Source organism: Vibrio sp. 05-20-BW147 (assembly GCF_013369385.1).
Taxonomy (GTDB): domain Bacteria; phylum Pseudomonadota; class Gammaproteobacteria; order Enterobacterales; family Vibrionaceae; genus Vibrio; species Vibrio floridensis.
The window spans coordinates 1-24,409 of the sequence record NZ_SZTO01000019.1; the positions used below are offsets into that span (position 1 = coordinate 1).

At 46.1% G+C, this 24,409-nt stretch carries 21 protein-coding genes; 7 read left to right on the top strand and 14 right to left on the bottom strand.

Annotated features, from left to right (window positions below; translation table 11 throughout):
• From FC652_RS16340 to FC652_RS16370, 7 genes are all read right to left on the bottom strand, one after another.
• A partial coding sequence (locus FC652_RS16340) for a hypothetical protein (RefSeq protein ID WP_176299433.1) occupies window positions 1–941 on the bottom strand: 941 nt, incomplete at its 3' end.
• A gap of 149 nt (window positions 942–1,090) precedes the next feature.
• Window positions 1,091–1,624: a DapH/DapD/GlmU-related protein gene (locus tag FC652_RS16345; RefSeq protein WP_217904654.1), complete on the bottom strand. Its 534-nt coding sequence runs from the start codon at window positions 1,622–1,624 to the stop codon at window positions 1,091–1,093.
• A complete protein-coding gene (locus FC652_RS16350; RefSeq protein ID WP_176299434.1) occupies window positions 1,621–2,622 on the bottom strand; it encodes an NAD-dependent epimerase in 1,002 nt (333 codons plus the stop codon). The genes FC652_RS16345 and FC652_RS16350 overlap by 4 nt, the downstream gene beginning before the upstream one ends.
• A gap of 2 nt (window positions 2,623–2,624) precedes the next feature.
• Window positions 2,625–3,791: a nucleotide sugar dehydrogenase gene (locus tag FC652_RS16355; RefSeq protein ID WP_176299435.1), complete on the bottom strand. Its 1,167-nt coding sequence runs from the start codon at window positions 3,789–3,791 to the stop codon at window positions 2,625–2,627.
• Between the two features lie 293 nt (window positions 3,792–4,084).
• Complete coding sequence (locus tag FC652_RS16360) at window positions 4,085–4,570, bottom strand: low molecular weight protein-tyrosine-phosphatase (RefSeq protein ID WP_176299436.1); 486 nt, start codon at window positions 4,568–4,570, stop codon at window positions 4,085–4,087.
• Between the two features lie 273 nt (window positions 4,571–4,843).
• The gene (locus FC652_RS16365) at window positions 4,844–5,044 is read right to left on the bottom strand and encodes a restriction endonuclease subunit S (RefSeq protein WP_176299437.1); all 201 of its coding nucleotides are present in this window, start codon (window positions 5,042–5,044) and stop codon (window positions 4,844–4,846) included.
• Between the two features lie 47 nt (window positions 5,045–5,091).
• Window positions 5,092–7,005: a methyl-accepting chemotaxis protein gene (locus FC652_RS16370; protein WP_176299438.1), complete on the bottom strand. Its 1,914-nt coding sequence runs from the start codon at window positions 7,003–7,005 to the stop codon at window positions 5,092–5,094.
• A gap of 332 nt (window positions 7,006–7,337) precedes the next feature.
• Here FC652_RS16370 and FC652_RS16375 point away from each other — a divergent pair, with 332 nt between their 5' ends.
• Genes FC652_RS16375 through FC652_RS16400 form a run of 6 tightly spaced genes read left to right on the top strand, consistent with a single transcriptional unit; the run spans window position 7,338 to window position 14,050 of the window.
• On the top strand, window positions 7,338–8,294 hold the full coding sequence (locus tag FC652_RS16375; protein WP_176299439.1) for a MoxR family ATPase: 957 nt from the start codon (window positions 7,338–7,340) through the stop codon (window positions 8,292–8,294).
• A gap of 3 nt (window positions 8,295–8,297) precedes the next feature.
• Window positions 8,298–9,215, top strand: a complete 918-nt coding sequence (locus FC652_RS16380) for a DUF58 domain-containing protein (RefSeq protein WP_176299440.1) — start codon at window positions 8,298–8,300, stop codon at window positions 9,213–9,215.
• A gap of 5 nt (window positions 9,216–9,220) precedes the next feature.
• On the top strand, window positions 9,221–9,691 hold the full coding sequence (locus FC652_RS16385) for a DUF4381 domain-containing protein (RefSeq protein ID WP_176299441.1): 471 nt from the start codon (window positions 9,221–9,223) through the stop codon (window positions 9,689–9,691).
• 25 nt (window positions 9,692–9,716) lie between these two features.
• Window positions 9,717–10,655 (top strand): VWA domain-containing protein, encoded by a 939-nt coding sequence (locus tag FC652_RS16390; RefSeq protein ID WP_176299474.1) that lies wholly within the window; start codon window positions 9,717–9,719, stop codon window positions 10,653–10,655.
• A complete protein-coding gene (locus tag FC652_RS16395; RefSeq protein ID WP_176299442.1) occupies window positions 10,648–12,414 on the top strand; it encodes a VWA domain-containing protein in 1,767 nt (588 codons plus the stop codon). The genes FC652_RS16390 and FC652_RS16395 overlap by 8 nt, the downstream gene beginning before the upstream one ends.
• A gap of 10 nt (window positions 12,415–12,424) precedes the next feature.
• Window positions 12,425–14,050, top strand: coding sequence for a BatD family protein (locus FC652_RS16400; protein ID WP_176299443.1), 1,626 nt, complete (start codon window positions 12,425–12,427; stop codon window positions 14,048–14,050).
• Window positions 14,051–14,157: 107 nt separating this feature from the next.
• Here the strand turns inward: FC652_RS16400 and FC652_RS16405 are convergent, their stop codons facing one another.
• The 5 genes from FC652_RS16405 to FC652_RS16425 all read right to left on the bottom strand — a co-directional run bounded on the left by FC652_RS16405 (window position 14,158) and on the right by FC652_RS16425 (window position 20,154).
• Window positions 14,158–16,299 carry a diguanylate cyclase gene (locus FC652_RS16405; protein WP_176299444.1) on the bottom strand — a complete coding sequence of 714 codons (2,142 nt, stop codon included), beginning with the start codon at window positions 16,297–16,299 and terminating at the stop codon, window positions 14,158–14,160.
• Window positions 16,300–16,616: 317 nt separating this feature from the next.
• Complete coding sequence (gene pstB, locus FC652_RS16410; RefSeq protein WP_176299445.1) at window positions 16,617–17,366, bottom strand: phosphate ABC transporter ATP-binding protein PstB; 750 nt, start codon at window positions 17,364–17,366, stop codon at window positions 16,617–16,619.
• Window positions 17,367–17,427: 61 nt separating this feature from the next.
• Entirely contained in the window at window positions 17,428–18,291 is an 864-nt protein-coding gene (pstA, locus tag FC652_RS16415; RefSeq protein WP_176299446.1) for a phosphate ABC transporter permease PstA, read from the bottom strand.
• A gap of 21 nt (window positions 18,292–18,312) precedes the next feature.
• Window positions 18,313–19,245, bottom strand: a complete 933-nt coding sequence (gene pstC, locus FC652_RS16420) for a phosphate ABC transporter permease subunit PstC (protein ID WP_176299447.1) — start codon at window positions 19,243–19,245, stop codon at window positions 18,313–18,315.
• A gap of 87 nt (window positions 19,246–19,332) precedes the next feature.
• The gene (locus FC652_RS16425) at window positions 19,333–20,154 is read right to left on the bottom strand and encodes a phosphate ABC transporter substrate-binding protein (protein ID WP_176299448.1); all 822 of its coding nucleotides are present in this window, start codon (window positions 20,152–20,154) and stop codon (window positions 19,333–19,335) included.
• A gap of 469 nt (window positions 20,155–20,623) precedes the next feature.
• Between FC652_RS16425 and FC652_RS16430 the strand changes: the two genes are divergently transcribed.
• Window positions 20,624–22,267, top strand: coding sequence for a methyl-accepting chemotaxis protein (locus FC652_RS16430; RefSeq protein WP_176299449.1), 1,644 nt, complete (start codon window positions 20,624–20,626; stop codon window positions 22,265–22,267).
• 119 nt (window positions 22,268–22,386) lie between these two features.
• On the opposite strand, the gene FC652_RS16435 is transcribed toward FC652_RS16430, so the two are convergent.
• Window positions 22,387–22,947 carry a DUF1566 domain-containing protein gene (locus tag FC652_RS16435; protein ID WP_255199178.1) on the bottom strand — a complete coding sequence of 187 codons (561 nt, stop codon included), beginning with the start codon at window positions 22,945–22,947 and terminating at the stop codon, window positions 22,387–22,389.
• Between the two features lies 1 nt (window position 22,948).
• On the bottom strand, window positions 22,949–24,400 hold the full coding sequence (locus FC652_RS20590) for a DUF1566 domain-containing protein (RefSeq protein ID WP_237287466.1): 1,452 nt from the start codon (window positions 24,398–24,400) through the stop codon (window positions 22,949–22,951).
• Window positions 24,401–24,409: the final 9 nt, after the last annotated feature.

Here is a 24,409-nt window from a genome sequence, read left to right on the forward strand (position 1 = left end):
AATATGAAACTCACCCTATCTACGTGCCATTGTTCAGTTAGAATATATTTAAATAAACCCAATTCAAAAATGAAGCAACCTAGAGTAAGAACAATTAGAGCAATTAAAATATTAAAAATCATAATTTTCTTATAGTTAATATATTGATGTGATTCAACACCAACTTTTGACATGCTATAATTACGTATAGATGCAACCATCATTGAAATAGGGTTTCGTATAACACGCTCAAGCAATGCAATAAGACCTGCTGAAACTAAGTCACCTTTCAAATAGAAAACAAAAATCAATGTATTTATAAACACGTTATTAACGACTGATTGCGCTGTGATAGTCATAATATCTTTCTTTTTAGAAAGAAGATAAATTATAGCTATTTTAAACCTTCTACCCATTTTGTTGTGTAAAGACATAACTTTCATTACTTTCATGAACAGCAATGAAGGAACGATTACGCCAAAAACCCCACCATATAATAGGCCGCTTGGTATGTTCATAACGCCAAAAAACAACTGTGAAACGGATGTAGAGATCGGTTTAATTGAACGAGTCACGCCTAATATTTTAAATAAACCGTAGCGAGAAACATAAACTGAGTAGAAATTAATAAAAAAGGTGAAGTATACCAATATAGACAATATAGCTGCAGAGTGGATTCCAACAAAATATATTGAAATGATAAATAACAAGAATGATGAGAATAAAACGCCTAGTAATATAGGTAGAACCATTACTTTCAAACGCAAGTCAGACATTCTAAAAATAAAACTATCCATTCTTAGAGAGAACAGAAACGACAATAAGCCAGCTAGTGATACGTAATAGCCATATTCACCGAAATCAGCCTGAGAATAATATTTAGTGGTTATAATAAGGAGAAGCATAGCAACCCCTTGACCTAATAAGGAAGAACCTGTCAACCCTAATATTATTTTATACATGTCTAACCCGAGTGTTTCTCTGATACCAAGTGCAAAAATCTAATGATACGTAGTACATCTTTCTATTATATCGAGAGGAAAATAAAACTATTGAATGGAATATCACAACGCAGAAAAATATAAAACACTAAGAAAAAATAGCATATTTACTAGCACGTCTTATTCTCTGAATACATCTTAGTAAGGAAGAGTTTTTTCTCGGCGCTGCACATTTTTTTTGTATTGACAGACTTAGATAAAACGGCTTTTTTGTATTCTTGCAGAGGCTTTATTTTCTTTGCTGGCACACCACCGACAACCCAGCCACTTTCAATATTTTTAGTGACTACAGCTCCCGCACCAATAACAACATTATCACCGATTGTTACACCCGGCATCAAAGTAGCTCCAGCTCCAATAAAAACATTATTACCAACTCGAATCGGGGCAATTACATCTATATCACTAAATTCATCGCGAAAAACCCATACTCCTCCATCATGGGTAACAAATTGAACGTTTGTCAGGCTAACTTTATCTCCAATTATTATAAGGTATGGCTCTGATCCAAAATCATTTTTACCTACAAATCTGCAGCCCTTTCCAACATGTACACCTATCGAGCGAGCATACTTTTCTTGTCTCATTAATTTTCTTTTTAAAAAATCTAAAGATCTAAACAAGAAATCAAATAATATTTTCATAGCTTATAATAGTCCTTAAACCATAAACAAAACGCATTTATCCCGGTATCAATATTAGTATCTGGTTTAAAGCCCACAGCTTCTTGTAAACTGTCTATATCAGCAAAGGTGGCAGGTACATCACCCGCTTGCATTGGCATGAAGTTCTTCTCTGCCGTTTTACCCGTGGCCTTTTCTATTGCTTCAATAAATGTCATTAACGCAATGGGTTCATTATTGCCAATATTGAAAACTTTATAAGGGGCTTTACTTGATGATGGTGAAGTATTTGTATTGTCAGCGTCACGTGCAGGAACAACATCTTGAATGCGAATAATGCCTTCAACGATTTCATCAATATAGGTAAAGTCACGCTTCATTTTACCGTGGTTAAATACTTTAATTTCACGGTCGTTCAATATCGCATCGGTAAACAGGAAAGGCGCCATATCTGGTCGTCCCCAAGGCCCGTAAACGGTAAAGAAGCGCAAACCTGTCGTGGGTAAATCGTATAGATGGCTATAGCTGTGCGCCATTAACTCATTTGATTTTTTCGTAGCTGCATATAGAGAAACTGGATGATCCACGTTGTCTTCTTCTGAGAATGGCATTTTTTCATTCATGCCATACACTGAGCTAGAACTGGCATAAACAAGGTGTTCCACCTTATTATGACGACAGCCTTCTAAAATGGTCATCATGCCCACTAAATTAGAATCGACATACGCCATAGGGTTTTCTATGCTATAGCGTACGCCTGCTTGTGCCGCTAAATGAATAACCCGCTGAAACTGTTCAGTAGCAAACAAGTTTGCAATGCCTTCACGATCGGCTAGATCCATTTTAATAAAACGAAAATTAGCATAGTGCGCTAACTGTGCTAAACGAGCATGTTTTAAGGCGGGGTCATAATAATTATTTAAATTATCTAAGCCAATGACTTCATGGCCTTGCTCTAAAAGGGCTTTGGCAGTGTGCATGCCGATAAAGCCAGCAGCACCAGTTACTAGAAACTTCATTTTTAATCCTTCCCAAATAGATCTCTGGTATAAACTTTCTCGTCGATGTCTAGTAGTTCTTCCACCATGCGATTACTCACCACCACATCACTAATGCGCTTAAACTCTTCTAAATCTTTAATCACACGCGAGTTATAAAAGGTTTTCTCTTCCAATGCTGGCTCGTACACCACCACTTCCACGCCTTTGGCTTTAATTCGCTTCATGATCCCTTGAATGCTGGAGGCACGGAAATTGTCTGAGCCCGCTTTCATGATCAGGCGATAAATACCCACCACTTTCGGGTTGCGGTTAAGAATCGAAAAAGCGATGTGATCTTTGCGCGTGCTATTGGCATCAACAATCGCTTGAATGAGGTTGCACGGCACATCATCAAAGTTGCGCAGCAATTGCTTGGTGTCTTTCGGTAGGCAGTAGCCGCCATAACCAAAGCTTGGGTTGTTGTAATGGTTGCCTATGCGCGGGTCTAACCCTACGCCTTCAATAATTTGGCGGGTGTTTAAGCCATGCGTTTCAGCGTAGGTATCAAGCTCGTTAAAGAACGACACACGCATCGCTAAGTAGGTGTTGGAAAATAGTTTGATCGCTTCTGCTTCTGTGCTGTCGGTAAACAGCAGCGGCACTTCTTGTTTTACTGCGCCTTGCACCAGCAGGTTGGCAAAGCGTTGTGCGCGTTCTGAACGCTCACCCACGATGATACGAGAGGGATAAAGGTTGTCATGCAGTGCTTTGCCCTCCCGTAAAAACTCTGGCGAGAAAAGAATGTTATTACAGCAAAGTTTTTGTTTGATGCGTTTGGTGTAACCCACAGGCACGGTCGATTTAATCACCATAACGGCCGTTGGGTTCAGTTGCATCACATCTTTGATCACCGCTTCAACCGATGAGGTATCGAAATAGTTGGTTTGCGGATCGTAATCCGTTGGCGTGGCGATGATGACAAAATCGGCGCCTCGGTAGGCTTCTTCTTTGTTGGTGGTGGCGGTGAGGTTGAGCGTTTTTTCAGCCAAAAACGTTTCTATTTCAACATCGCTAATTGGCGAGATTTTGTCGTTAATCAAATCAACCTTTTTTTGCACAATATCGAGTGCCATAACTTCGTTATGCTGTGCCAGCAAAACGGCATTCGAAAGCCCGACATAGCCTGTACCTGCAACTGCAATTTTCACTTTTTGTTTCCTTATCCAACTTGTAGAGGCGATCGCTGACTAGTTTAAGAATGGTTCGTGACACTTTCGGTACACAATCCAAAAGGGTTTCACCGAGGTCTCAACGGTTTATTCTATTGCCATCGCCTGTATTCAAGCACGCTACCGCCACTGATTTTCGCTACCAGAGTGCGTTATCAACATCCAAAATGATCGTGTTTTCACCAGCCTTGTGAGGCCGTGACTATTGAACGCCAACGTTTGCGTTTACTAACAAACGTTAAGGTCTAGGCGGTAAGGGGTTAAGCGTGTAGCTAAGCCGATGCCACCATCAATACTTCTTTTTGTGTTAGGTAAGTTAAAATGCCATCGGCACCCAATTCGATGAGATCGAGGGTGCGTTCAAACTCTTTGAGAGGTCCTTGGTAAGGGTCTGCTATCTCTTTATTGTCTAATTGAGTGTGGGCCAAATAGAGCGCCACTTTGTTACGAGAGAGTTTGGGGCAAATATCGAGTATGTCTGCCATTACGGCTTTATCGACAGCGTAAATGCGATGAAAACGAGCTATGTCGTTGAAGGTTAATGTGCGGGAATGTAAGCCTTGAAGGGAGTAGCCACGTTGCTGGCCAACGTGAATGGCTTTTTCGTCGGGTTGTTTACCGCTGGTTTCTGCGATTAAACCTGCGCTCTCTACGTGGAGTGCAATCCCACGTGCTTTTGCTTTCTCGCGCAGTACCGCCTCAGCGAGCGGAGATCGGCAAATGTTGCCTCTACAAACAATGAGAGCTGACAATTCCATTTTGTCCCTAGCCAATTATTCTTTGAGTAGATATCAAAGTTTTCCTTATTGATGTCCTGCATATTAACCTACTTGCAAATGCAACTCTGTCACTAATATGAGAAACTCATCTTTTTGTCGAAACTGTTCATTTTGTCGGAGGAGCACGGGAGCTATTTGTCCCACCCTCTCGACACCGATTTTCCTGCTGATGTTTTGAGGGAGACTGGCTGCAGATATCGCAGAAACAAAAAGAAAAAAGGGAAGCATCTGCTTCCCTAGGTATTGATTGGCTTAGTGAATGGGTGCATCACCCTTTTGCGCATACTTGCCAAAGTAATGCTCTAGTACTTCTGGGGTTAATTTGCCTTCGGCTTCGAGTCGTTTCAGCTCAGCAGCAATCTGCTTTTGCTCATCAAGAGACGGTAACTTTACCTCTGGCTCTTGACTCGCTTCTTCTGAAATCATCTGAAGTTCTTGTTCAAAATCACTCATTTTCACTTACCTAAAATGGTCAAAACTGTCTCGGATTCTACCTAAATTTACAGTTTGAAGCTACCCACCATAGCATCAAGGCGGCGCGACAACGCCCTCAGTGCTTGGCTTGCATCCGCCAGTTCTTCAGCCGTGCTTGTCGTCACTTCATTAATGGCGTTAATTTCCTCAATGTTCTGGTTAATGGTATGCACCACAGTGGATTGCTCTTCTGTTGCCGTTGCCACTTGCGTGTTGCGATCTGAAATGTCAGCAATACGCTCAGATATTCCCATCAGTACGTGCACCGCTTCGTCGGTCGCTTCTACTCCTTCAAAAGTGACCGCTTTGCCTGCATTCATCGCCGTGACTGCGTCTTTAGCATCGTTTTGTAGCTTGTTGATCATCTTCTGAATTTCTTCGGTCGATGTGGCGGTGCGGCTGGCGAGGTTTCGCACCTCATCGGCCACCACGGCAAAGCCACGCCCTTGCTCACCTGCGCGAGCGGCTTCAATCGCGGCGTTTAGCGCAAGCAAGTTGGTTTGTTCTGAAATGCCGCGAATCACATCGAGAATTGAGCCTATTTCTTGGGTAGTAGACGCTAGCTGAGATACCACTTGGCTGGTGGTTTCAACATCATCTGCCAAGCGAGAAATCACGTTCTTCGCTTTGGTCACCACATCGCGCCCGAGCTTTGTGTTACTCGATGCTTGATTTGCGGTGTCCGCTGCCGTTGCTGCATTCGAAGCGATTTCGCTGATGGTTGCGCCCATCTGATTAATCGCAGTCACAACTTGGATGGTCTGGTCTCGTTGCTCTTGGCTGTTGTCGTGGGTCGTAGAGGCCTTCGCCGACACCGTTTCTGCCGCTGTATTTAAGGAGGTGCTGGTCGCTGCGACTTCTTTCATTGTTGCATGGATTTTCTCAATAAATCCGTTAAAGCCAGAGGAGAGTTGCGCGATCTCATCTTTTCCTTTGATTTCGATCCGCTGTGCTAAGTCGCCATCACCGCGACCCAAATCAGTAAATCGAGCCGCGATTTGTTGGATCGGCTTGGTAATGCTGTTCGCAAGGATGATACCCATCAAGATAAACACCGCCGCCACCACAAACGTTGTGATCAACATTTGACTCGCGGCCGCATCAAGGTCTGCAAACACTTCATTGACAGGTACAACACCCACAACATACCAGTTCATCGATGGAACATAAGCACTAGCAACAAACACACGTTGACCATCGACTTCGGTTTCAAACACCACATCTTGCTGTTTGTTCAGTAATGATGATGGGTTTTCCGTCACATAAGCGGAAAGCGGTTTGCCGACCGCCTGTCTGTTTTTGTGGATTTGAATTTTACCTTGGCTGTCGACGAGAAAAACGTAACCCGTTTTTTCTATCTTAAAACCATTCAGTTTGCTCACCATCTCGTCCATAGACTTCGAGACACCTGACATCGTAAAGCCAGAAAGGTGTTGATAGTTTGCAAACATCTTCACCTCACCATTCGCTTCAGTGAAGATGCTGACCATGGTCGCTTGGCCTGAATTAATAAAACCAAAGAACCAGCCATCTTGTGCTTGCGTCAACTGACGCAAAAAGCCGTTCTGATTCCAGTAGTAGGCTGTTTTTCGGTTGGCAACAGAAGCATCGTTCAACTTGTACTGATTCTTGACATTGTTCAGCTGCTGAACAAGCTTAGTTTGTCCTTCAGGATCATTGGTTTCTTGCAGACTATCGCGTACAAATTCATTTTTAGCCAACTGCTCAGCGGCAGATAGGAGCTGAGAGACATCTTTATCAATCTCCAAGTTGATCTGGCTCAGGATCAGCGGCAGCTCAATATCCACGAGACGATGACTGATCACCTCTCGTGACTGCTTCTGAGCCATAAAACCAAGAAGGATCGTAGAAGCAAGCACAGCAAAAGTTATCCCCAAGACAACTTTCTGCTTAATACTCAATGAGTTAACATTTATCATATTTGGACCTTTAACAAGAATCACTTATTGTGGATAGTATGCGATAAGACAACGACAAAACGCCGTAATATAGCACATCTTTTGTTACATTCTTATGGGTATAGCCTATATCGGCGAGTCAGACCGAAACTGAAATGATTTATAGTTCACAGGTCACATATTACGCTCACCACCCAACACATGCTTTTGAAACCAGCCCAATGAACCTGAAAAATTATTATTGTTCCCTTGAGATCATTGCCGAGCATCCCAACTTGATATTTTGATGCTAAGCACGGAACTTTGTTCGAGTTTTGTAAACCAATAAACAAATTCATTTATGTAGTAACGCTATGCCACAACGCAGTTTTGACGCTTTAAACACCTATCTACAATCTCAAATTGTTGGCCAGCCAGAACTGGTCAAGCAGTTACTCATTGCACTGTTAGCCGATGGGCACATTTTGGTAGAAGGCCCTCCCGGCCTGGCCAAAACACGCGCGGTTAAAGCGTTAGCAGATTGTATTGAAGGCGATTTTCATCGAATTCAGTTCACGCCGGACTTGTTGCCTGCCGATTTAACGGGCACAGACATTTTTCGCCCTGAAAAAGGGGACTTTATCTTTCAAGCGGGTCCGATTTTCAATCATTTGATTTTGGCGGACGAAATCAACCGCGCACCCGCTAAAGTACAGGCTGCGATGTTGGAGGCGATGGCAGAAGGCCAAGTAACGGCAGGCCGACAAACCTACCCGCTGCCAAAGCTGTTCTTAGTCATGGCAACGCAAAACCCGATCGAGCAAGAAGGTACTTACCCACTGCCTGAAGCGCAGTTAGACCGCTTTTTACTCCATTTGGATGTCGATTACCCTGACGCAGAAAACGAGCTTGCTATTTTGCGCATCAACCGAGGCGAAGCCAAAGGTGAAGCACACGCCGAAAAACCGCTCGTGACACAACAAGATGTTTTCTCAGCGCGCCAAGCGGTGCTGAATGTTCAGATGGCAGAGGCTCTTGAGCGCTATGTGGTGCGGTTAGTCATGGCGACACGTCAGCCTGAGCTATACGACTCACAACTCGCAGAATGGGTCGGATTGGGAGTGAGTCCACGTGCTACTATCGCCTTAGATCGCTGCGCCCGCGCCCTAGCCTGGCTCAGTGGACGAGATTATGTCACCCCTGCAGATATCCAAACCATGGCGTACCCGGTGCTAAGACATCGCATTATGCTCTCTTACCGTGCACAAGCCGAAGGGATAAGCACAAACCAAGTGATTGATAAGCTGATCAGCTTGGTGGGAAGTGCTTAATTGATGAGTGTTGCTGCATTGCCACCCTTTGCGAATGGCGTCACGCTCTCGCTTGATGAGCTCATTTACTATCAGAGCCAATCAGTACGTTGGTTGCCGCCTGCACGCAGCGTGCTATCGGTGTTGAGTGGCGCTCATGCCAGCCGTCAACGTGGCCGAGGGATGGATTTTGAGGAAGTACGCCAATACCAGCAAGGTGATGACATCCGCACCATTGATTGGCGTGTCACCGCTCGTACTGGTAAAGCACACACCAAGCTCTTTAGTGAAGACAAAGAGCAAGCCGTCATTCTTTATATAGACCTCAGCAGCAGCATGTTTTTGGGGTCACAGTACCTGTTCAAATCGGTACAGGCCGCACACCTAGCCAGCGTGTTGTTGTGGACGACCTTAGCGAAAAAAGATCGATTAGGCGCACTGATCGATGATGGCCATACCCTCTTTGAACACAAGCCTTCAGCGTTAACGCGCAATGGTTTGTCGTTTTTGCACCAACTCGCGAAGCAGCACAACCGTCGCCAGACTGCACATTCTGAAGCACCTCGCTCAAACGGCGAAGTCTTTGAACGATTGAAGCGCATGTCACCAAAAGGTTGTCAGATTATTTTTCTTAGTGACTTTGTTCAATTTTCAGAGCAGGAACTTGGCCAAATTGGTCATTTGAAACAGCATAACAGCGTTCATTTGATACAACTTTATGATCCACTCGAATCTGGTCAAACCGATTATCGAGGTCAAGTGATGGCCAGCAATGGCAAGCACTCTCGCTGGTTTGACTTTGGTTCAAAAAAGCAAAAAATGGCCTTAAAAGCGAATTTCGAACAGCATCAACAACGCTTGCAAAGGTTAAGTTATCGTAATGGAATACCGTTTAGCACCCTTTCGTGTGCGAAACCCTTAATCAATCAATTAACTGCGTAATAATAATGACAACAAACACTCAACCTTTAGCGCTGCAACCTTTGATTCTACCGGACGCCCCCTCATGGTTTCCCTTGGCGTGGGGATGGTGGGCCACAATTGCCGCCACACTCGTTTTTCTCTTGTCCATTTGCCTGTTTTTCCTTTGGCGTAGGAAACGCTTAAAAGCCAAACGAGCGGCGTTACATTTATTTCTCAAACCCACCACTCCGCACACACCTTCCACGGCCATAGAGTTACTGCGTCAAGCGGCGCTGTGCTACCACTCCAGAGAGTCTATCGCCTCTTTGCACGGAGAAAAGTGGTATCAGTTTCTCGATACACAACTCGGAGACAATCGCTTTAGTAGCAAAATGTCATTGTGGCAAGCAGCGCTCTACCAAAATGTACGAAGTGAACATGACCTCGACTTAGTTCAAGACTGCCAATTGTGGGTGGAAAAAGCGCTGCCACCTAAGCGAGGATTGCGTGGCTGAGGGATTTCAGTTCCTTTGGTGGGGAATGTTTGTCCTCTTGCCGTTACCGTATTTGGCGTTTCGCTTGCTTCCAGAGACGAAGCCGACGCTCACCATTCATTTGGCGTATCTGCCTAAAGAGCAAGACTCTGCTGGCGTGAAGCAAAAATTGGCCAAACTCACAACATTCGGGATTTGGCTTGCTTTGATAAGCGCGGCGGCTCGTCCGGTTTGGTTCGGCGAACCGATTGAGCACTTTCCGCAATATCGTGATCTCATGCTGGTGGTCGATCTGTCTGGCTCGATGCAACAAGAAGATATGCTGAAAGATGGCGACTATATCGACCGTTTGAGCGCGGTAAAAAATGTTGTGTCTCAGTTTATCGAGCAGAGACAAGGTGATCGACTCGGGTTAGTGTTGTTTGCAGACCATGCTTACTTACAAACGCCAATTACCGCAGACAGAGCCACCGTTGCCGAACAGTTAAAGCGAACTGTGATAGGCCTGATAGGGCAAAAAACCGCCATTGGTGATGGCATTGGTTTAGCCACAAAAACCTTACTCGATAGCGATGCGCCTCACCGAACTTTGATTTTGCTCAGTGATGGCAGCAACACTGCGGGGACGTTATCCCCCCTTGAAGCGGCAGAAATTGCACAAAAATTCGGCGTAAAAATCTACACCATCGGTATTGGTGCCGGTGAGATGGAAGTCAAACAGTTTTTCATGACTCGTAAAGTTGACACAGCGGCGGATTTGGATGAAAAAACATTAAGCCAAATTGCCACTTTGACGGGAGGTCAATATTTTCGCGCACGTAATAACGATGAGTTGCAGACGATCTATCACGCTATCAATCAACTGGAACCCGTCTCATCTGAAGCGCAAATATGGCGACCTCAACAAGAATGGTTTGCTTATCCGTTGATGCTGGCCCTCACTCTTTCACTACTGCTGTTCTTATCTCGGAGAAATCATGCCTGATCTGGTTTTTCTTTCACCATGGTGGCTGGTGGGCTTTGTCGCCTTACCCTTTCTTTGGCTTATAGGGCGCTTTCAACGCAAAAGAGCGCAAGGCCCGATCGCCGCTCATTTAAGTCAAATAGCCACCAAGCCAACGGGATCCCTCACTATCACTGTTTGGATTGTCGCTTGGAGCCTAGGTTTGATCGCGCTAGCCTCGCCAAGTTGGCAAACCAGCTCTCGTCCCATTTTTAGTACACAGCACAATCGCGTGTTGATCATGGATATGTCTCAATCCTTATATGCAAAAGACATCTCACCTAGTCGACTGCAGCAAGCAAAATATAAAGCCATGGATCTACTTCCCATGTGGAAGGAAGGCAGCACCAGCCTGATTGCCTACGCGGGGGATGCGTACATTCTGAGCCCTCTTACCAGCGACAGCAAAACCTTAAGCAATCTGATCGCAAATCTTTCACCCGAGCTAATGCCATATCAAGGGGCATATTTGCCAAACGCTATCCGACTTGCATTGGCACAACTGGCAAAAGGAGACACTGCCGAAGGTGACATTGTTGTCATCAGTGACGATGTGGATGATCAAGAGTTAAGTGAATCGTTACAACTATTGAAAGACAAACAAGTTCGCGTGTCTGTACTTGCAGTAGCGACACCGGATGGCGCGCCGATCCCTCTGCCTGATGGTCGTTTATTGAGTGACACCGCTGGCCAAATCGTTGTAGCGAGGTCAAACTTGCTCAACATGGCAAACTTAGCACAAAAAACCGGTGGTTCTTTCGCTCCAATTCAGTTTGGTAATCAAGATGTCGCTCAAATCGCAGCACTGACTCAGACATCAAACACGATGAAGGAGCACAAAGAGCAGGCTGACCAACGCAGTGACGTGCGTGAAAACGGCGGCTATTGGTTAGTCCCACTCCTGTTACTCTTGGCTTTGCCCTTGTTTCGTCGTGGCGATATCTGGATGATGGCACTGGTGCTTATCCCCATCCTAACAACGCCACAAGTCGATGCATCACCTTTTCTTAATTCAGATCAACAGGGCAAAGCGCTGTTTGACCAACAAGATTACGCAGCCGCAGCAAAAACCTTTGAGGATACAAACTGGAGAGGCGCAGCAGCGTATCAAGCTGGTGAGTATGATCTTGCTGCACAGCAGTTTGCGCAATCGCAGAGCGCGGAATCGCTCTACAATTTGGGCAATGCACTGGCGCAAAACGGCCAATATGATGATGCGCTGGAGGCTTACCAAAAAGCGCTTGAGAAAAACCCGAACCTCAAACAGGCACAAGCCAATCGCCAAGTTGTAGAAAAAGCAAAACAGCAACAGCAACAGCAACAGCAACAGCAACAGCAACAGCAACAGCAACAGCAACAGCAACAGCAACAGCAACAGCAACAGCAACAGCAACAGCAACAGCAATCTTCAACAACTCAACCATCGAGTCAAGAGAAGAATCAAGAAAAAGCAAAAGAAAATAACAAAGAAAAACAGTCAGATAAAAGTGAAAGTAACCAAAAAGACAAAACCAATAACAACGCAGATTTGGCTAATAGCCTAACTGAAAAACCGAAACCTTCCGCCGGTGAGTCGGATAAGCAACAACGAGAGAGCGAGCAAGATCAAGGTCAGAATCCCGACTTAAGAAAGCTGGAATCAGTGGAAAACGCTCGAGATCCTGCCTACCTGCTCAAAGCACAGATGGTCTTGCAAGCCCAGCAAAAACCTGTTCCAGAAAACTATGAAAAAAAGTGGTAATCAGTAAGCAATGAACCGAATCGTAACCTTTTTCATCTTGTCCATGGCGCTGCTTTTCCCACAAGTTGCATGCGCTAAAAGCATTGTCACTAGCGTTAACAAAACCAAAGTGTCGAAAAATGAAGTTGTGCAACTCATCGTGCGAGCAGATTTTTCGCTTGATGCCGATGACATTGACTTTTCATCGCTCAACCAAGACTTTTTTACCTCTGGCCCAAGGTTTCTCTCATCAAGTAACTACACCAACGGCAAGTCTTCCAAGTTAAGTGAGTGGACACTTTCGATTGCACCCAATCGAGCTGGGTATCTCACGATTCCATCTTTCAGTGCAGAAGGAGTAAGCAGTGATCCTATCGTTCTGGAAGTGTCTGTGGATCAACATGAGCCAAAGCAACAAGAGATCGTTCAATACGCATTACAACTGGCTCAAGAGACGCTCTATCCACAACAATCGACACAACTCAAAGTAGAAATCCGCATTTTGGCGGATCCGCGTCGTCTTGAAAATCCGCGAATTGCTCCACCAGCAATCTCTGGGATGCAGTTGGAACCTCTGGGGCAAAGCCGTCAGTATCAACGTGTTGAAAATGGTCTGCAAATTACCGTTATTGAACAAAATTACCGTCTGACTGCGGAAACTGAAGGGCGATTTGAGTTGTTCGGTCCACGCCTGACAGGTTCATACATTTACGGCGATAGCCTAACAGGCTCGACCAAAATTCTCACACTTGACGCACCAGCATCAAGCCAAGTACTGACCGTCAAGCCAATCCCTACCGACGCGGTCAAACCTTGGTTACCTGCTGCTGAGTTGACACTAAAGCAAGCTTGGCTGGGTAGCAGCCCATCCACTGACAAAGTGGAACAAGGCAGCAGCGTGACTCGTGAAATTACGTTAACCGCAAAAGGCATTGACCAAAACTTGCTGCCTCCTTTGACCATTAACTATCCTGATTCTGTCAGGGTGTACAGTGAAAAGCCGGTGGTGACGCAACACGCCAATGGCGCGGTTGAAATGAAAGTAAAACAAGTGCTGATTCCGACAACCACTGGCGAGCTCACACTCCCCTCTTTGCAGTTGGACTGGTGGAACACACAAACCGATCAAGCAGACAAGGCCTTTCTTGAAGGACGGCAGTTGAACATCACGCCAAGCACGGCGCAAGTTTACACCTTGCCAGTGGGCAGTGACGAACCTGCAGCTTCTACTGACGCTCAGCATTCAGAGATACATTCTGCCCCCAATCACACCAATATTTGGTTTTATCTGACTTGGGTATTTGCCGCCTTCTGGCTGCTAAGCTCAATCTTAGCGGGTTATTGGTACAAACGCGCTAAAACGGTTCCACGCCTAGAAGGCAAAGGCGAAGAGATATCACACGTTTCACCGTCACTTGAGCAGTGCTTAACCAGTGGTGATGCCATTCAAATTGAAGCGCGCGTACGCGCATGGATCAAACAACATGCTCCCAATACAGAGGTGCTCAATCAAATCGAACAAGAGCTGCATCTACTGCATCAAGCAACGTACGCCAATGGCAGCCGTGAATGGCCATCTGACAAATTATCAACTCTGTTAAAAACGCATGGAAAATCACCTAACTTTAACGATGATTTTTCGCTGCCAAAACTGTAACTCATCACTGCTTAGCGCAAACAAAAATCCCTTATGTGCACCAGCTCTGCACATAAGGGAATGAACGCTTACATCAAGGACGTTACGAGTCATCGCAACGAGAACAACTACTTACTTAACGCGCATGTCTCTGCCACATTTTCCTCGTTGGCAGAGAACAAACAGACACAGTTTCTACCTCGCTCTTTTGCTTGGTAGAGTGCCACGTCGGCTTGTTGATACAATTTATCAAAATGAAGGTCTCTCCCTTTTACCGTATCGACTGAAACACCGATTGAGACAGTTAATACCTCTCCACTTGGGTTCACTTTATGGCGGATTTTTTCCTTTTCGATACAGTCTCGGATGCACTCCGCACGTTGATAAACTGACTTTTCGTCGCTGCCTATCATAAGCAAAACGAATTCTTCACCACCAATACGACAAAAGACCTCTTCTTTTCCTGTGCTGTGATGATCGAGAATGTGGCCAATACGCATTAACGCGATATCGCCCTCCAAATGACCATAGTGATTATTGAACAGCCCAAAGTGGTCAATGTCGATGAGTATCAAGCCAAGGGAAAGAGCTTTGTCATCTTCACGTAAGCAGATCGATTCCATGACATGCTCTAGCATCCGCCTATTACCCAATCGGGTAAGGGGATCTAGCTTAGAAAGGATATCCAGTTGACGGTTGGCTTCTTCAAGTTCCTGCGTACGCTTACGCACTTCCTTTTCTAAGTTTTCATTGAGTTCACTGATCGCTTCTTGAGCCTGGGTTCTTTGGAGAACTTCCGCCAAGCTCGATGCAAACATCCTTAACACTTCACGCAGTTGTGAGGTCAGCGGAGAACGAGTCAATAAATTATCCACTGCAATAAAAGCAATCGGGACTTTTGTGTTGCTGGTTAACAGCGTCATTGCCCCCCAACCGAAACCAACAATATTGCAATCATGATAAATCGGGACCGACTCTTCAAACGCCACTTCATTAGGCATAGAACGAGCCAAATTGATCAAAGCATAATCCTGTGTTTCACCAAAAAAGTACGATTCATCAACCACATTGCCTTGGATATCCGTTCCCCAAGTGCCTTGCATATACGTGCAGTGTTCATCGGTTAAAAATACCGCCATCCGATCCACACCAAGGTGTTTGATGGCAAAGGAAACTGCAGATTTGCAAACATCACTCACGGTGACACAGCGTGAGAGCTCAACCATACTCGAGTGCAGCATCCTGACATTCTGCTCTTGGCGCTTGCGAATATAAATTTGCGATAGCAGCGAACCAAAAGATTGCAGCATCTGCTTTTGATAACTGGTAATCGGCTTACGGTGAATGAAATTATCCAGCGCCAACCAGCCGAACGGTTCATGGCCATCACGTAGAATCAACATCACATTCCATCCCTGCCCAACCACTTGGCCTGCGGTATACAACGGAGTCTCATTCAACACAACTAGGTTGGTATCGCGAGAAGAAAGCGCGGTGACGTAATCTTCACCAAGTTGGTGTAAGTCATACTGGGTATGGAACTCGCTAACGGTATTGCCGTGTTCATCCGTACCATAGGTACCGTTGAAACACCGTTTTTTCATGTCAAGCAGCATGAAGGTCGAACGGTCAAACCCGAGTCGATCGCGCAGCGCTTCGACCGCCATACGATAGAGATCGTTGAGCGAGCTTGGATTGGAGATTTCCAACGCTACCTCTTGAACCAACTTCATGTTGTCGATGAACTGTTCGCGCTGATTGATTTCGTCAATGTATTGCGCTTCTCGAATGTCACGATTTTTGATTTCTAAAGCAGCCTGCTTTTCCGCTCTGATGCATTGCCACCTTGCGGCCACCAATTGCATAACATCATGCGTTTTTTCATACACATCGTCTGTCGAACCGACTTTCACACCTTGGATCAAAATATAGGTTCGTAGCATCGGGAAATTATCTAACATCATGATGTAGCTGTTGCTGCCCAGTAACGTTGTGTAATCCCAGCTGCAGGTGTTGATGGCGAGTGGAATTAAGCTTTCGGAGGTATCGAACTGCCTTGCCCATTGCCAAAATGCCGAAGGAAAATCGATAAGCGACGCCGGCTCACCGCTCGAAAAGCGCACTGAAAGAGATTGATTGACGCTAGGGTCATCAAAAATGACCATCGCTTCAACTTGCAGCAATTTGGAGAGGTAATCAAACATCGTCTCAGCCAGCAATCGATGATCTCTGGTTGAGGACACTTTGCGCATAAAGCTTCGGAAATCCACTGTGCTAACACCGTTTTTCTATTACAGATTCCCCAATAAGGTATCGCGCCAACACTGTGCAATCAAATGCATTCAAAATCAGCTGTTAAGTCGTTCGCATTTTCCTATCGGATTATGTCTTAAGCGAGAGAGTGTTGGCATTTTTTCTCTTGGTGATGATAACGCTTGCATCAATTTATAAATTTGCTGAATAACAGAATCGCAGCAAGCAACCGCAAAACGAATAGACAAAAAAGCCCCTCTGAATAGAGGGGCAAAATACCATCGCTTATAGTTATAATTTCGTCTCACTATTGCGCTGTTTAGGCGCTGTGTTTTTAACCAAAGTCACCATTCACGTAACCACGTGTGCGATCGTCTCGCGGTTCACTGAAGATCACTTGGGTATCATTATGCTCGACCAATTCACCCATTAAGAAAAAGGCGGTGCGATCCGAAATGCGTCGTGCCTGTTGCATCGAGTGCGTCACAATCACGATGGTGTAGTTCTTCTTCAGCTCTTCCATCAGTTCTTCAATTTTATGTGTCGCAATGGGATCAAGCGCAGAGGTTGGTTCATCCATCAGGATCACATCCGGCTCCATCGCAATGGTGCGCGCGATACATAAACGCTGCTGTTGACCACCAGAAAGACCAAAAGCATGCGATTTTAGACGATCTTTCACTTCGTCCCATAACGCCGCGCCACGTAGTGAACGCTCGACCACTTCATCAATCTGTTTCTTGTCTTTGATGCCTTGCGCACGCAAGCCATACGCGACGTTTTCATAGATGCTCATCGGGAATGGGTTTGGCTTTTGGAACACCATGCCCACCTTAATGCGCAGATCCGCGACATCAATATTGCCGTAGATATCTTCGCCATCCATTGCCAACTTACCGGTGATCTTCACCCCTTCAATCAGGTCATTCATTCGATTCAGACAACGTAGTAAGGTTGACTTCCCGCAACCAGATGGCCCAATCAATGCGGTGACTTGACGAACCGGAATGGGTAGATGGATCGATTTCAGCGCTCGGTTTTCACCGTAATATAAGTCTAGGTTTTCGATATCAAATTTGTTCATAGTCTTCATCTCTCAATTCTTTTTTATCTGCGTTTTAAGCAACTTTTAGGTTGTTTTTACGTTAGTAAGTCGCTGTGTTAAAACGTTTTGCAATTAACTTGGTTACCATGTTGATCAACAGCACCACCACAATCAGTACCGTGGCTGTGCCATACGCTTGGTTCCACTCTTCGATAGTAAACAGCTCAGTGGTCAATTTGTACAAATGTACGGTTAGGGTGCGTCCAGAATCCATTAACGACTCGGGAATACGTGCCACCATGCCTGCGGTTAAGAAAACCGGAGCCGATTCACCAATCACTCGGCCAATACTCAAAATGACCGACGTAATGATGCCTGGCATTGCGCTTGGCAGAATCAATCGCCAGATGGTGTAGATCTTTGATGCCCCTAAGCCATACGAACCTTCACGGTAAGTCTGTGGCACTGACATTAACGCTTCTTCTGTGGTGCGGATAATCACGGGCAGAATCAGGATGCTTAAGGTCAGTGCACCTGAAAGAATCGAGAACCCTAAGCCTAGAATAGCGACAAAGAACGTCATACCAAATAGGCCAAAGATGATCGAAGGAATACCCGCCAGCGATTCGGTGCAAAAACGAATTACCTTCACCAATCGGCTGCCCACTTTGGCGTATTCAGTTAGATATATGGCCGTCATGATGCCAAGTGGCGCAGCAACGGCGATCGAAGCGATGACCATGTATAGGGTTGAGACGATCATCGGGAAGATGCCGTGCTCGTCACCAGTGCGAGTGTAGTTGTCGGTAACAAAACTCCAGTTCACGTGCTGTAAACCGTTAGAAAGAATGTACCAAATGATCCAAAACAGGAAGCCAACGGTCAGTGCAGCCGCAGCCCATACCATGGCGCTTAACACACCATCTTTAAACTGTCGTGATTGTTTTAGTTTTGCGCGTTCCATAATTCAATCCTTAAGCTGCAATTACTTGGCTTTTTCGCGGTTGAGATAAAGCAGTACCGCGTTAAGCGCCATAATGAACACCAGCAATACAACACCTGTCGCATACAGCGCATTGGCGTGCACGCCACTCGCATAGGACATTTCAATGGCGATATTGGCGGTTAAGGTGCGTGCGGAGTCCAGCAGACCTTCTGGCATGGCTGGGGCATTGCCCATTACCATGATGATCGCCATGGTTTCACCCAGCGCACGGCCGATGCCGAGGATAACGCCAGTCATAATGCCGCTGCGTGCTGCAGGAACCAACAACTTAAAGATCGTAAATATTTTGGATGCGCCCAGTGCCAGTGAGCCTTCTTTATAAGCTCTCGGTACCGCGCGAATCGAGGTTTCTGAAACCGTGATGACGGTCGGTAAGATCATCACCGCCAACACGATGATACCTGCCAGAATCGTGTTGCCCGCAGGAACATCAAACAGCTCCTGAACCAAAGGCACGATGATGACTAAGCCAAAGAAGCCATAAACAACCGACGGAATCCCCGCCAACAACTCGACTGCTGGTCGAATAATATCGGCAACCGCTTTAGGCGCAATTTCTGCAATAAATATCGCGGTGAGCACGCCCACAGGCACGCCAACCAAAACGGCGCCAAAGGTTGAAATCATCGAAGCCACAATCATGGTTGCCACGCCATAAAGCGCCGGCGGTAGCCAATCTTGACCTAGAACGATGCCAGAAACACCCGCTTCTTGAAACGCAGGGATACTCTCTCGAATAATAAAATAAGCAATAACCGCTAAGGAAACGATGCCGATAACGGCACTGGTGAGAAACAAACCATGGAAAATACGCTCGCGCCAATCGATGCGCTTTTGCGTACGTAAACGAGGTTTGCCGATAGCTTTAGCTTCTCTATTCATAAGCTGTTCACTATTAGTTGCGATGGTCATGAATCTAATCTCACAGTTCGAATAAATCGAATTGGATGGAAAACGCTCAGCCCAAAGTTAGGGCTGAGCAAATTAAACGAGCTTTGATTAGTTAACTGAGATGTAGCCTTTCTTTTCGACGATGGCTTGCGCTTCAGGCGTCAGCATCCAATCAAGGAACTTTTGCGTTTCAGCAGATGGTTTGCCCTGCTTGTAAAGAACAAGGAATGGACGAGCGACTTTGTAAGAGCCATTTTTCACGTTGGGAATAGACGCATCCGTGCCATCGATAGCTAGCGGGTGAACCGACTCATCAACAGTACCTAGCGAGATATAACCAATAGCGTAAGGGTTTGAAGCCACCATGGTTTTTAGTGCGCCGTTTCCATTCGCGACTTGAGCACGTTGAGAGATTGCAGACACTTCTTTACCCGAGATTTTCTTCTTCAGTTTAAGAATGTCTTCAAATGCGCCACGTGTACCTGATGCTGTATCACGAGTAATCGCCACGATAGGTTTGTCTTCACCACCGACCTGTTTCCAGTTCGTCACTTCGCCTTTGTAGATGGCAGAAACTTGCTCAGCAGTCAGACCTTTCAATTTGTTTTTTGGGTTTACCACCACTGCAATGCCATCACGAGCGACGACTTCTTCTACCAAAGTGGCTTCTTTCTCAGACGATTTTAGGTCACGTGAAGACATACCGAGATCTGCTGAACCGTTTTTCGCCGCTTTGACACCCGCCGATGAACCAGGGCCTTGAACTTCAATAAAAACTTCAGGGTTTTTCTTCATGTATGTTTCAGAGAAAACTTCCATCAGTGGCGTTACGCTACTAGAACCCACTGCAGAGATCGTTTCTTTTGCTGAAGCACTTGTCACTGTCAGAGCGCTCATAAGAGCGATCGCACCGATTACTGTCTTTTTCATCACAATATCCTTTATTGGCCGAATTGCCGTTGTGTGTCACTTGAACGATGCCCACTTTAGAATGTGAATATGACAGTTGTGTTTCACTTCATTGAACCCTCTGTGACACATTGCTGACAGTTGTGCTAATAAACCTAGCCATCGATCAGTATCAATGTGTAACAAATCGTATGAAGCCATCCCCTCACTTTTTGGCAATAGATTCGTTATGAAAACGGTTTTATTGAAGAGCTCATTCTTTAATCTAGTTTTTTTACTCTATAAGAAATCATGCTTTACGCGCATTGTGAGCCCTCTCGGAGAATTGCTATTTACCCGTCAATATGAGAGTGACCACCAACCACTAATGACATTTGTAACGAAATAAGTCATTGAATACAGTTGACGAATGGTTACAATCAGCCACTAATAAAAATAAAACAATAATATTCATTCTCATTAATTATTTGTTCACAGAGGGTCGTTTTTAATGCGTCGTTTTCTTAATTCACTTTCGATAAAAGCGCAGGTGTTAGTGCCCGTTGCTTTTACTATCGTATTGCTTCTAGGAGGAGTCACTCTTGGAGCAAGCAACTTAAAAAACGCTTTTGAGCGTGTGACGGTTTCCACCGAGCAACTCATCGTCCACAAAGGTGAGCTCGGTGAAATTGTCGATAACATGTACGGGATGCGCATTAAAGCGATCTATAGTCTATTTCGACCTGATGACCTCACCACGTTTATTCAAGTTTTGTCCGAAAAACAAAATGATATCCGCGCCCTGCTCAATAAGGTTGAAGCGGTACCGGGATTGAAAAACGAAGTTGAGGAAATGCGTCGCGCGTTAAATCACTACGTCGACTACTCTCGCGATGTCATGCTTCCTTTACTTAAGGTGAAACATGGTGAGAGCTACCTCTCATCCGATTTTCAACAACAGTACGATGTTGCGATGACCGCTTACCGCAAAGCCGGAGAAGAGATGGTCAAAGCGATTGACACACTGTCGCAAAAACTCAATCAGGTGGCGATTGACGATGTTAAAAAGAACGGCAGTCAGCACAGTTCAACACTCACTCTCTCTGTTTTCGCTATGTTGGGTATTCTCGCCGTTGCTGCTTCTATCAGCATGGTGCTCGCACACATGATTGTTAAGCCTATCCGTTCTTTGCAGCAAACCATGCAAGCCGTGGCGAAAGGTAATCTACTAGTCGAAGCGCAAGCCGAAGGCCAAAATGAAGTCGCACAGCTGGCTCAAGACGTGAATACCACCATTCATCAACTGCGTAATACCGTAGACGCATTGGTTCGTATTAGCGTGGATGTGGCGTCAGCCTCAACAGAGCTTGCCGCTGTGATGACACAATCAAGCGTCAATTCTGATCAAGAGAAAAATGAAGTGGAGCAAGTCGCCTCTGCCGTTAGCCAATTAGAATCGACAGCTGCAGATGTGACGGCCAATGCTGTAAAAGCGGATACGGCGTCTAGCCAAGCCAACCAATTGGCAAAACACACTCTCAGCATGTTTGAACAAAATAATCGCGCCAACGATAAGATGGCTGAGCAGCTCAATCAGGCGGCAGGTGTAGTGACTTCGCTGAAAGTTCAGTCAGAGCAGATTGGTAAAGTGATCGAGGTGATTCAAAGCATCTCAGAGCAGACCAACCTACTGGCACTGAACGCGGCCATTGAGGCGGCTCGCGCGGGAGAAAGTGGTCGAGGCTTTGCAGTGGTTGCCGACGAAGTTCGTATGCTCGCCGCAAGAACGCAGGATTCCACCAAAGAGATCCAAGCCATTATTGAAGAGCTGCAAACGCAATCTGGACGCGCGAATGAGAGCATGAACTCCAGCCTTGAAACACTGGCGAGCAATCAAACACTGGCGGGCGAAGTGAGCCAGAGCCTAAGTGAGATTAGCCACTCGATTGAAGAGCTCACCTTGATCAGCGCCCAAGTGGCGACTGCGTCTGAAGAGCAAAATCAAGTGACCAAAGACATTAACCAAAACTTGAGTAACATTTACGAGCTGGTGAGCCAAAATGTCACGGGCATTACTCAAGCGGCGGCAGCGAGTCAAGAGCTCTCCTCTCTCGCGGAGAATCAAAAAGAACAGTTAGGATACTTTAAAGTCTAACGTCAACACACTGATCACACGCCCTGCCTTTTGGTAGGGCGTTTTTTTGTATAAACAAAAGCGCATCGAATCTCGATGCGCTTTTGTTATTGCAAGTATACTTTTTTGATAGCCGTTAGTTATTGCTCAGTCACCAGTAAGACACTTAGGCCTTGAATCTGTGCGTGGTGATACACTTCGCCATTGGCACTATCAAAGCTCAGTGCTGACGCACCTTGTGTGGAAGGTGTGTTGCTCCAGATATACGCCGCCAAGTTACCCAGCTCTACTGCGTACGCTGAACCCCAAGCGCGAGCATTCAAAGATGGGGAATGGCACGCAGCCTCCGTTAAAGAGACTAACTCTTTAATGTTGGCCATTCGCCAGCCACGCTTACCAGCAAAATTGAACAAGGCGTGGTTGGCGTTTTCATCATCGACCGCTTGCGCCGTTTGCAACGCACTTTGCCAGTTCTCTAACTGGGCCTCGCCTTCACAGCGCTCTTGAGTCTGATTCCACTGCTGGCCAACGGCACAACGCATCCAGGTTAAACCCGTCTGCTTGTCGGTCACGGTACCGAGCTCAGAGTAACTAAAACGGGCATTCGATGCCGTTGGGGTCAAGCTGTCTAAGCATTGCTGCTCTGCCCATACCGAACTTGAAGCAAGAACCAGCGCCAATGTTGTGAGTGTTTTTTTCATCTTAGTTCCCTTTTGCTGCAACCATGCGGACAGGTAGTTGGAAAGAGCTGCCGGAATCGGCTGCCACCGTGTCGGAATAAATTTCAAAGTATTCGATTTGGCCTCGGTCTTCACCCAACAGTCGCACCGCCGCCGATTGGATGCTGCCTTCGGTCGCAAACGCGTTGTATTGCGTAAATTTCACCGTTGATGTCCATACGTAGCCATACGGATCCAGATCGGTATGCCCCAATGATTGCTGCGGGAAGTAACGCTGATTCAATCCTTTTTGTTGGCCGGTTTCCGTTTGGGACTGCTCGCCGAAATCGATGAGATTGTAGAATTCTTGCACCGTCGGTAAACGCCAGTTGGTTTGCCCACACAAGGTTTGCTGACTCAGTTGCGCCGCGTAATCTTGCGTGGTACAAATGTTGTCGCCCGCATCGTGGCAGCCAGACGCTGCAAGATCTTCCGCGTACGGTTCAAAACGAGGTAACTTGAGGGTAAAAATACGATCGCGATATTGAAGCGACTGCTCATCGGCACTCTTGTTTTCCCAGATCAAGCCTGTACGCAGATCTTGAACACAAGACCACTGCTCAGCGTCATCTGCTAATGGGTTACCATTGCCATCGAGCTTGACCAGTTTGAAACCATTTTGTGTGCTTTCCTGCCTATCGAGTCGATCAAAACCAAATGAAGCATCTTGGCCAGGATAATGCTCACTTGGCGCGTTTTCTAAGCTCACACTGTTGCCAGAGAAGTGCTTAACAACCCCGGTATCGTTGATCACTTGGCGTTGTATTGGCTGGTTTCTGATCGCTTCGAGCCACTGCTCAATGGTTTGCTCGCTTAACGCATCCGTCGCGAAATGTTGTCCAGTAAACTGCAACTGGTGGGCAATTTGCGCCAAAATACGCGATTGCTCATGGCTGTTTACTTTACCCAGCACTCGGCGCACGTTCTCGTTCAACACCTCAAGGCCATTCGGTTGGCTTGTCGTCAGAAGATCGTCTCCCACCGCAACGCCCGCATCCGCTAACTGTTGTTGTAATTTCTCTTTGGCAACCGTCACGGTAGCGCCTTCATTGACCATGGCAGAAATCAATGACGTGACTTCATTGATCACCAGGCCTTTTTCTTTGCTCTGACCCGGCGTAGAAAGAAAGAGGGTTTGATTGCCCGCCAACGCGACTTCAGCTAATACCGGACGACTATAGAAGGTTTTGCTGGTCGACTGAAAACGAAACTGACCATTGCCATCCAACACGATGGCGCTTTCCGTTTGATCGCAGCGCGAGTTCTGGTTGTAGTCCACACATACTTTGGTGTTCGTGCTGTTCGCTTCCGCCAGCGCAACTTGACCGGATAATGAATAAGTGGGCGCCGTGGTGCTGGCACCGCCACCAGATGATGAACCACCACAACCTGCCAAGAGCAGCGCGGAGGCAATAAGGGAATAGTGTCGTTTCATGTTGTTTTC

What these genes read in the sequence shown, in the direction of transcription:
- FC652_RS16370 (WP_176299438.1), bottom strand. Translation starts at nt 7,005, where the DNA reads ATGATAAATGTTAACTCATTGAGTATTAAGCAGAAAGTTGTCTTGGGG.
- FC652_RS16375 (WP_176299439.1), top strand. Translation starts at nt 7,338, where the DNA reads ATGCCACAACGCAGTTTTGACGCTTTAAACACCTATCTACAATCTCAA.
- FC652_RS16365 (WP_176299437.1), bottom strand. Translation starts at nt 5,044, where the DNA reads ATGAGTGATTTTGAACAAGAACTTCAGATGATTTCAGAAGAAGCGAGT.
- FC652_RS16395 (WP_176299442.1), top strand. Translation starts at nt 10,648, where the DNA reads ATGCCTGATCTGGTTTTTCTTTCACCATGGTGGCTGGTGGGCTTTGTC.
- FC652_RS16380 (WP_176299440.1), top strand. Translation starts at nt 8,298, where the DNA reads ATGAGTGTTGCTGCATTGCCACCCTTTGCGAATGGCGTCACGCTCTCG.
- FC652_RS16400 (WP_176299443.1), top strand. Translation starts at nt 12,425, where the DNA reads ATGAACCGAATCGTAACCTTTTTCATCTTGTCCATGGCGCTGCTTTTC.
- pstB (WP_176299445.1), bottom strand. Translation starts at nt 17,366, where the DNA reads ATGAACAAATTTGATATCGAAAACCTAGACTTATATTACGGTGAAAAC.
- pstA (WP_176299446.1), bottom strand. Translation starts at nt 18,291, where the DNA reads ATGGAACGCGCAAAACTAAAACAATCACGACAGTTTAAAGATGGTGTG.
- FC652_RS16425 (WP_176299448.1), bottom strand. Translation starts at nt 20,154, where the DNA reads ATGAAAAAGACAGTAATCGGTGCGATCGCTCTTATGAGCGCTCTGACA.
- FC652_RS16430 (WP_176299449.1), top strand. Translation starts at nt 20,624, where the DNA reads ATGCGTCGTTTTCTTAATTCACTTTCGATAAAAGCGCAGGTGTTAGTG.
- FC652_RS16385 (WP_176299441.1), top strand. Translation starts at nt 9,221, where the DNA reads ATGACAACAAACACTCAACCTTTAGCGCTGCAACCTTTGATTCTACCG.
- FC652_RS16390 (WP_176299474.1), top strand. Translation starts at nt 9,717, where the DNA reads ATGTTTGTCCTCTTGCCGTTACCGTATTTGGCGTTTCGCTTGCTTCCA.
- FC652_RS16435 (WP_255199178.1), bottom strand. Translation starts at nt 22,947, where the DNA reads ATGAAAAAAACACTCACAACATTGGCGCTGGTTCTTGCTTCAAGTTCG.
- FC652_RS16360 (WP_176299436.1), bottom strand. Translation starts at nt 4,570, where the DNA reads ATGGAATTGTCAGCTCTCATTGTTTGTAGAGGCAACATTTGCCGATCT.
- FC652_RS16350 (WP_176299434.1), bottom strand. Translation starts at nt 2,622, where the DNA reads ATGAAGTTTCTAGTAACTGGTGCTGCTGGCTTTATCGGCATGCACACT.
- FC652_RS16345 (WP_217904654.1), bottom strand. Translation starts at nt 1,624, where the DNA reads ATGAAAATATTATTTGATTTCTTGTTTAGATCTTTAGATTTTTTAAAA.
- FC652_RS20590 (WP_237287466.1), bottom strand. Translation starts at nt 24,400, where the DNA reads ATGAAACGACACTATTCCCTTATTGCCTCCGCGCTGCTCTTGGCAGGT.
- pstC (WP_176299447.1), bottom strand. Translation starts at nt 19,245, where the DNA reads ATGACCATCGCAACTAATAGTGAACAGCTTATGAATAGAGAAGCTAAA.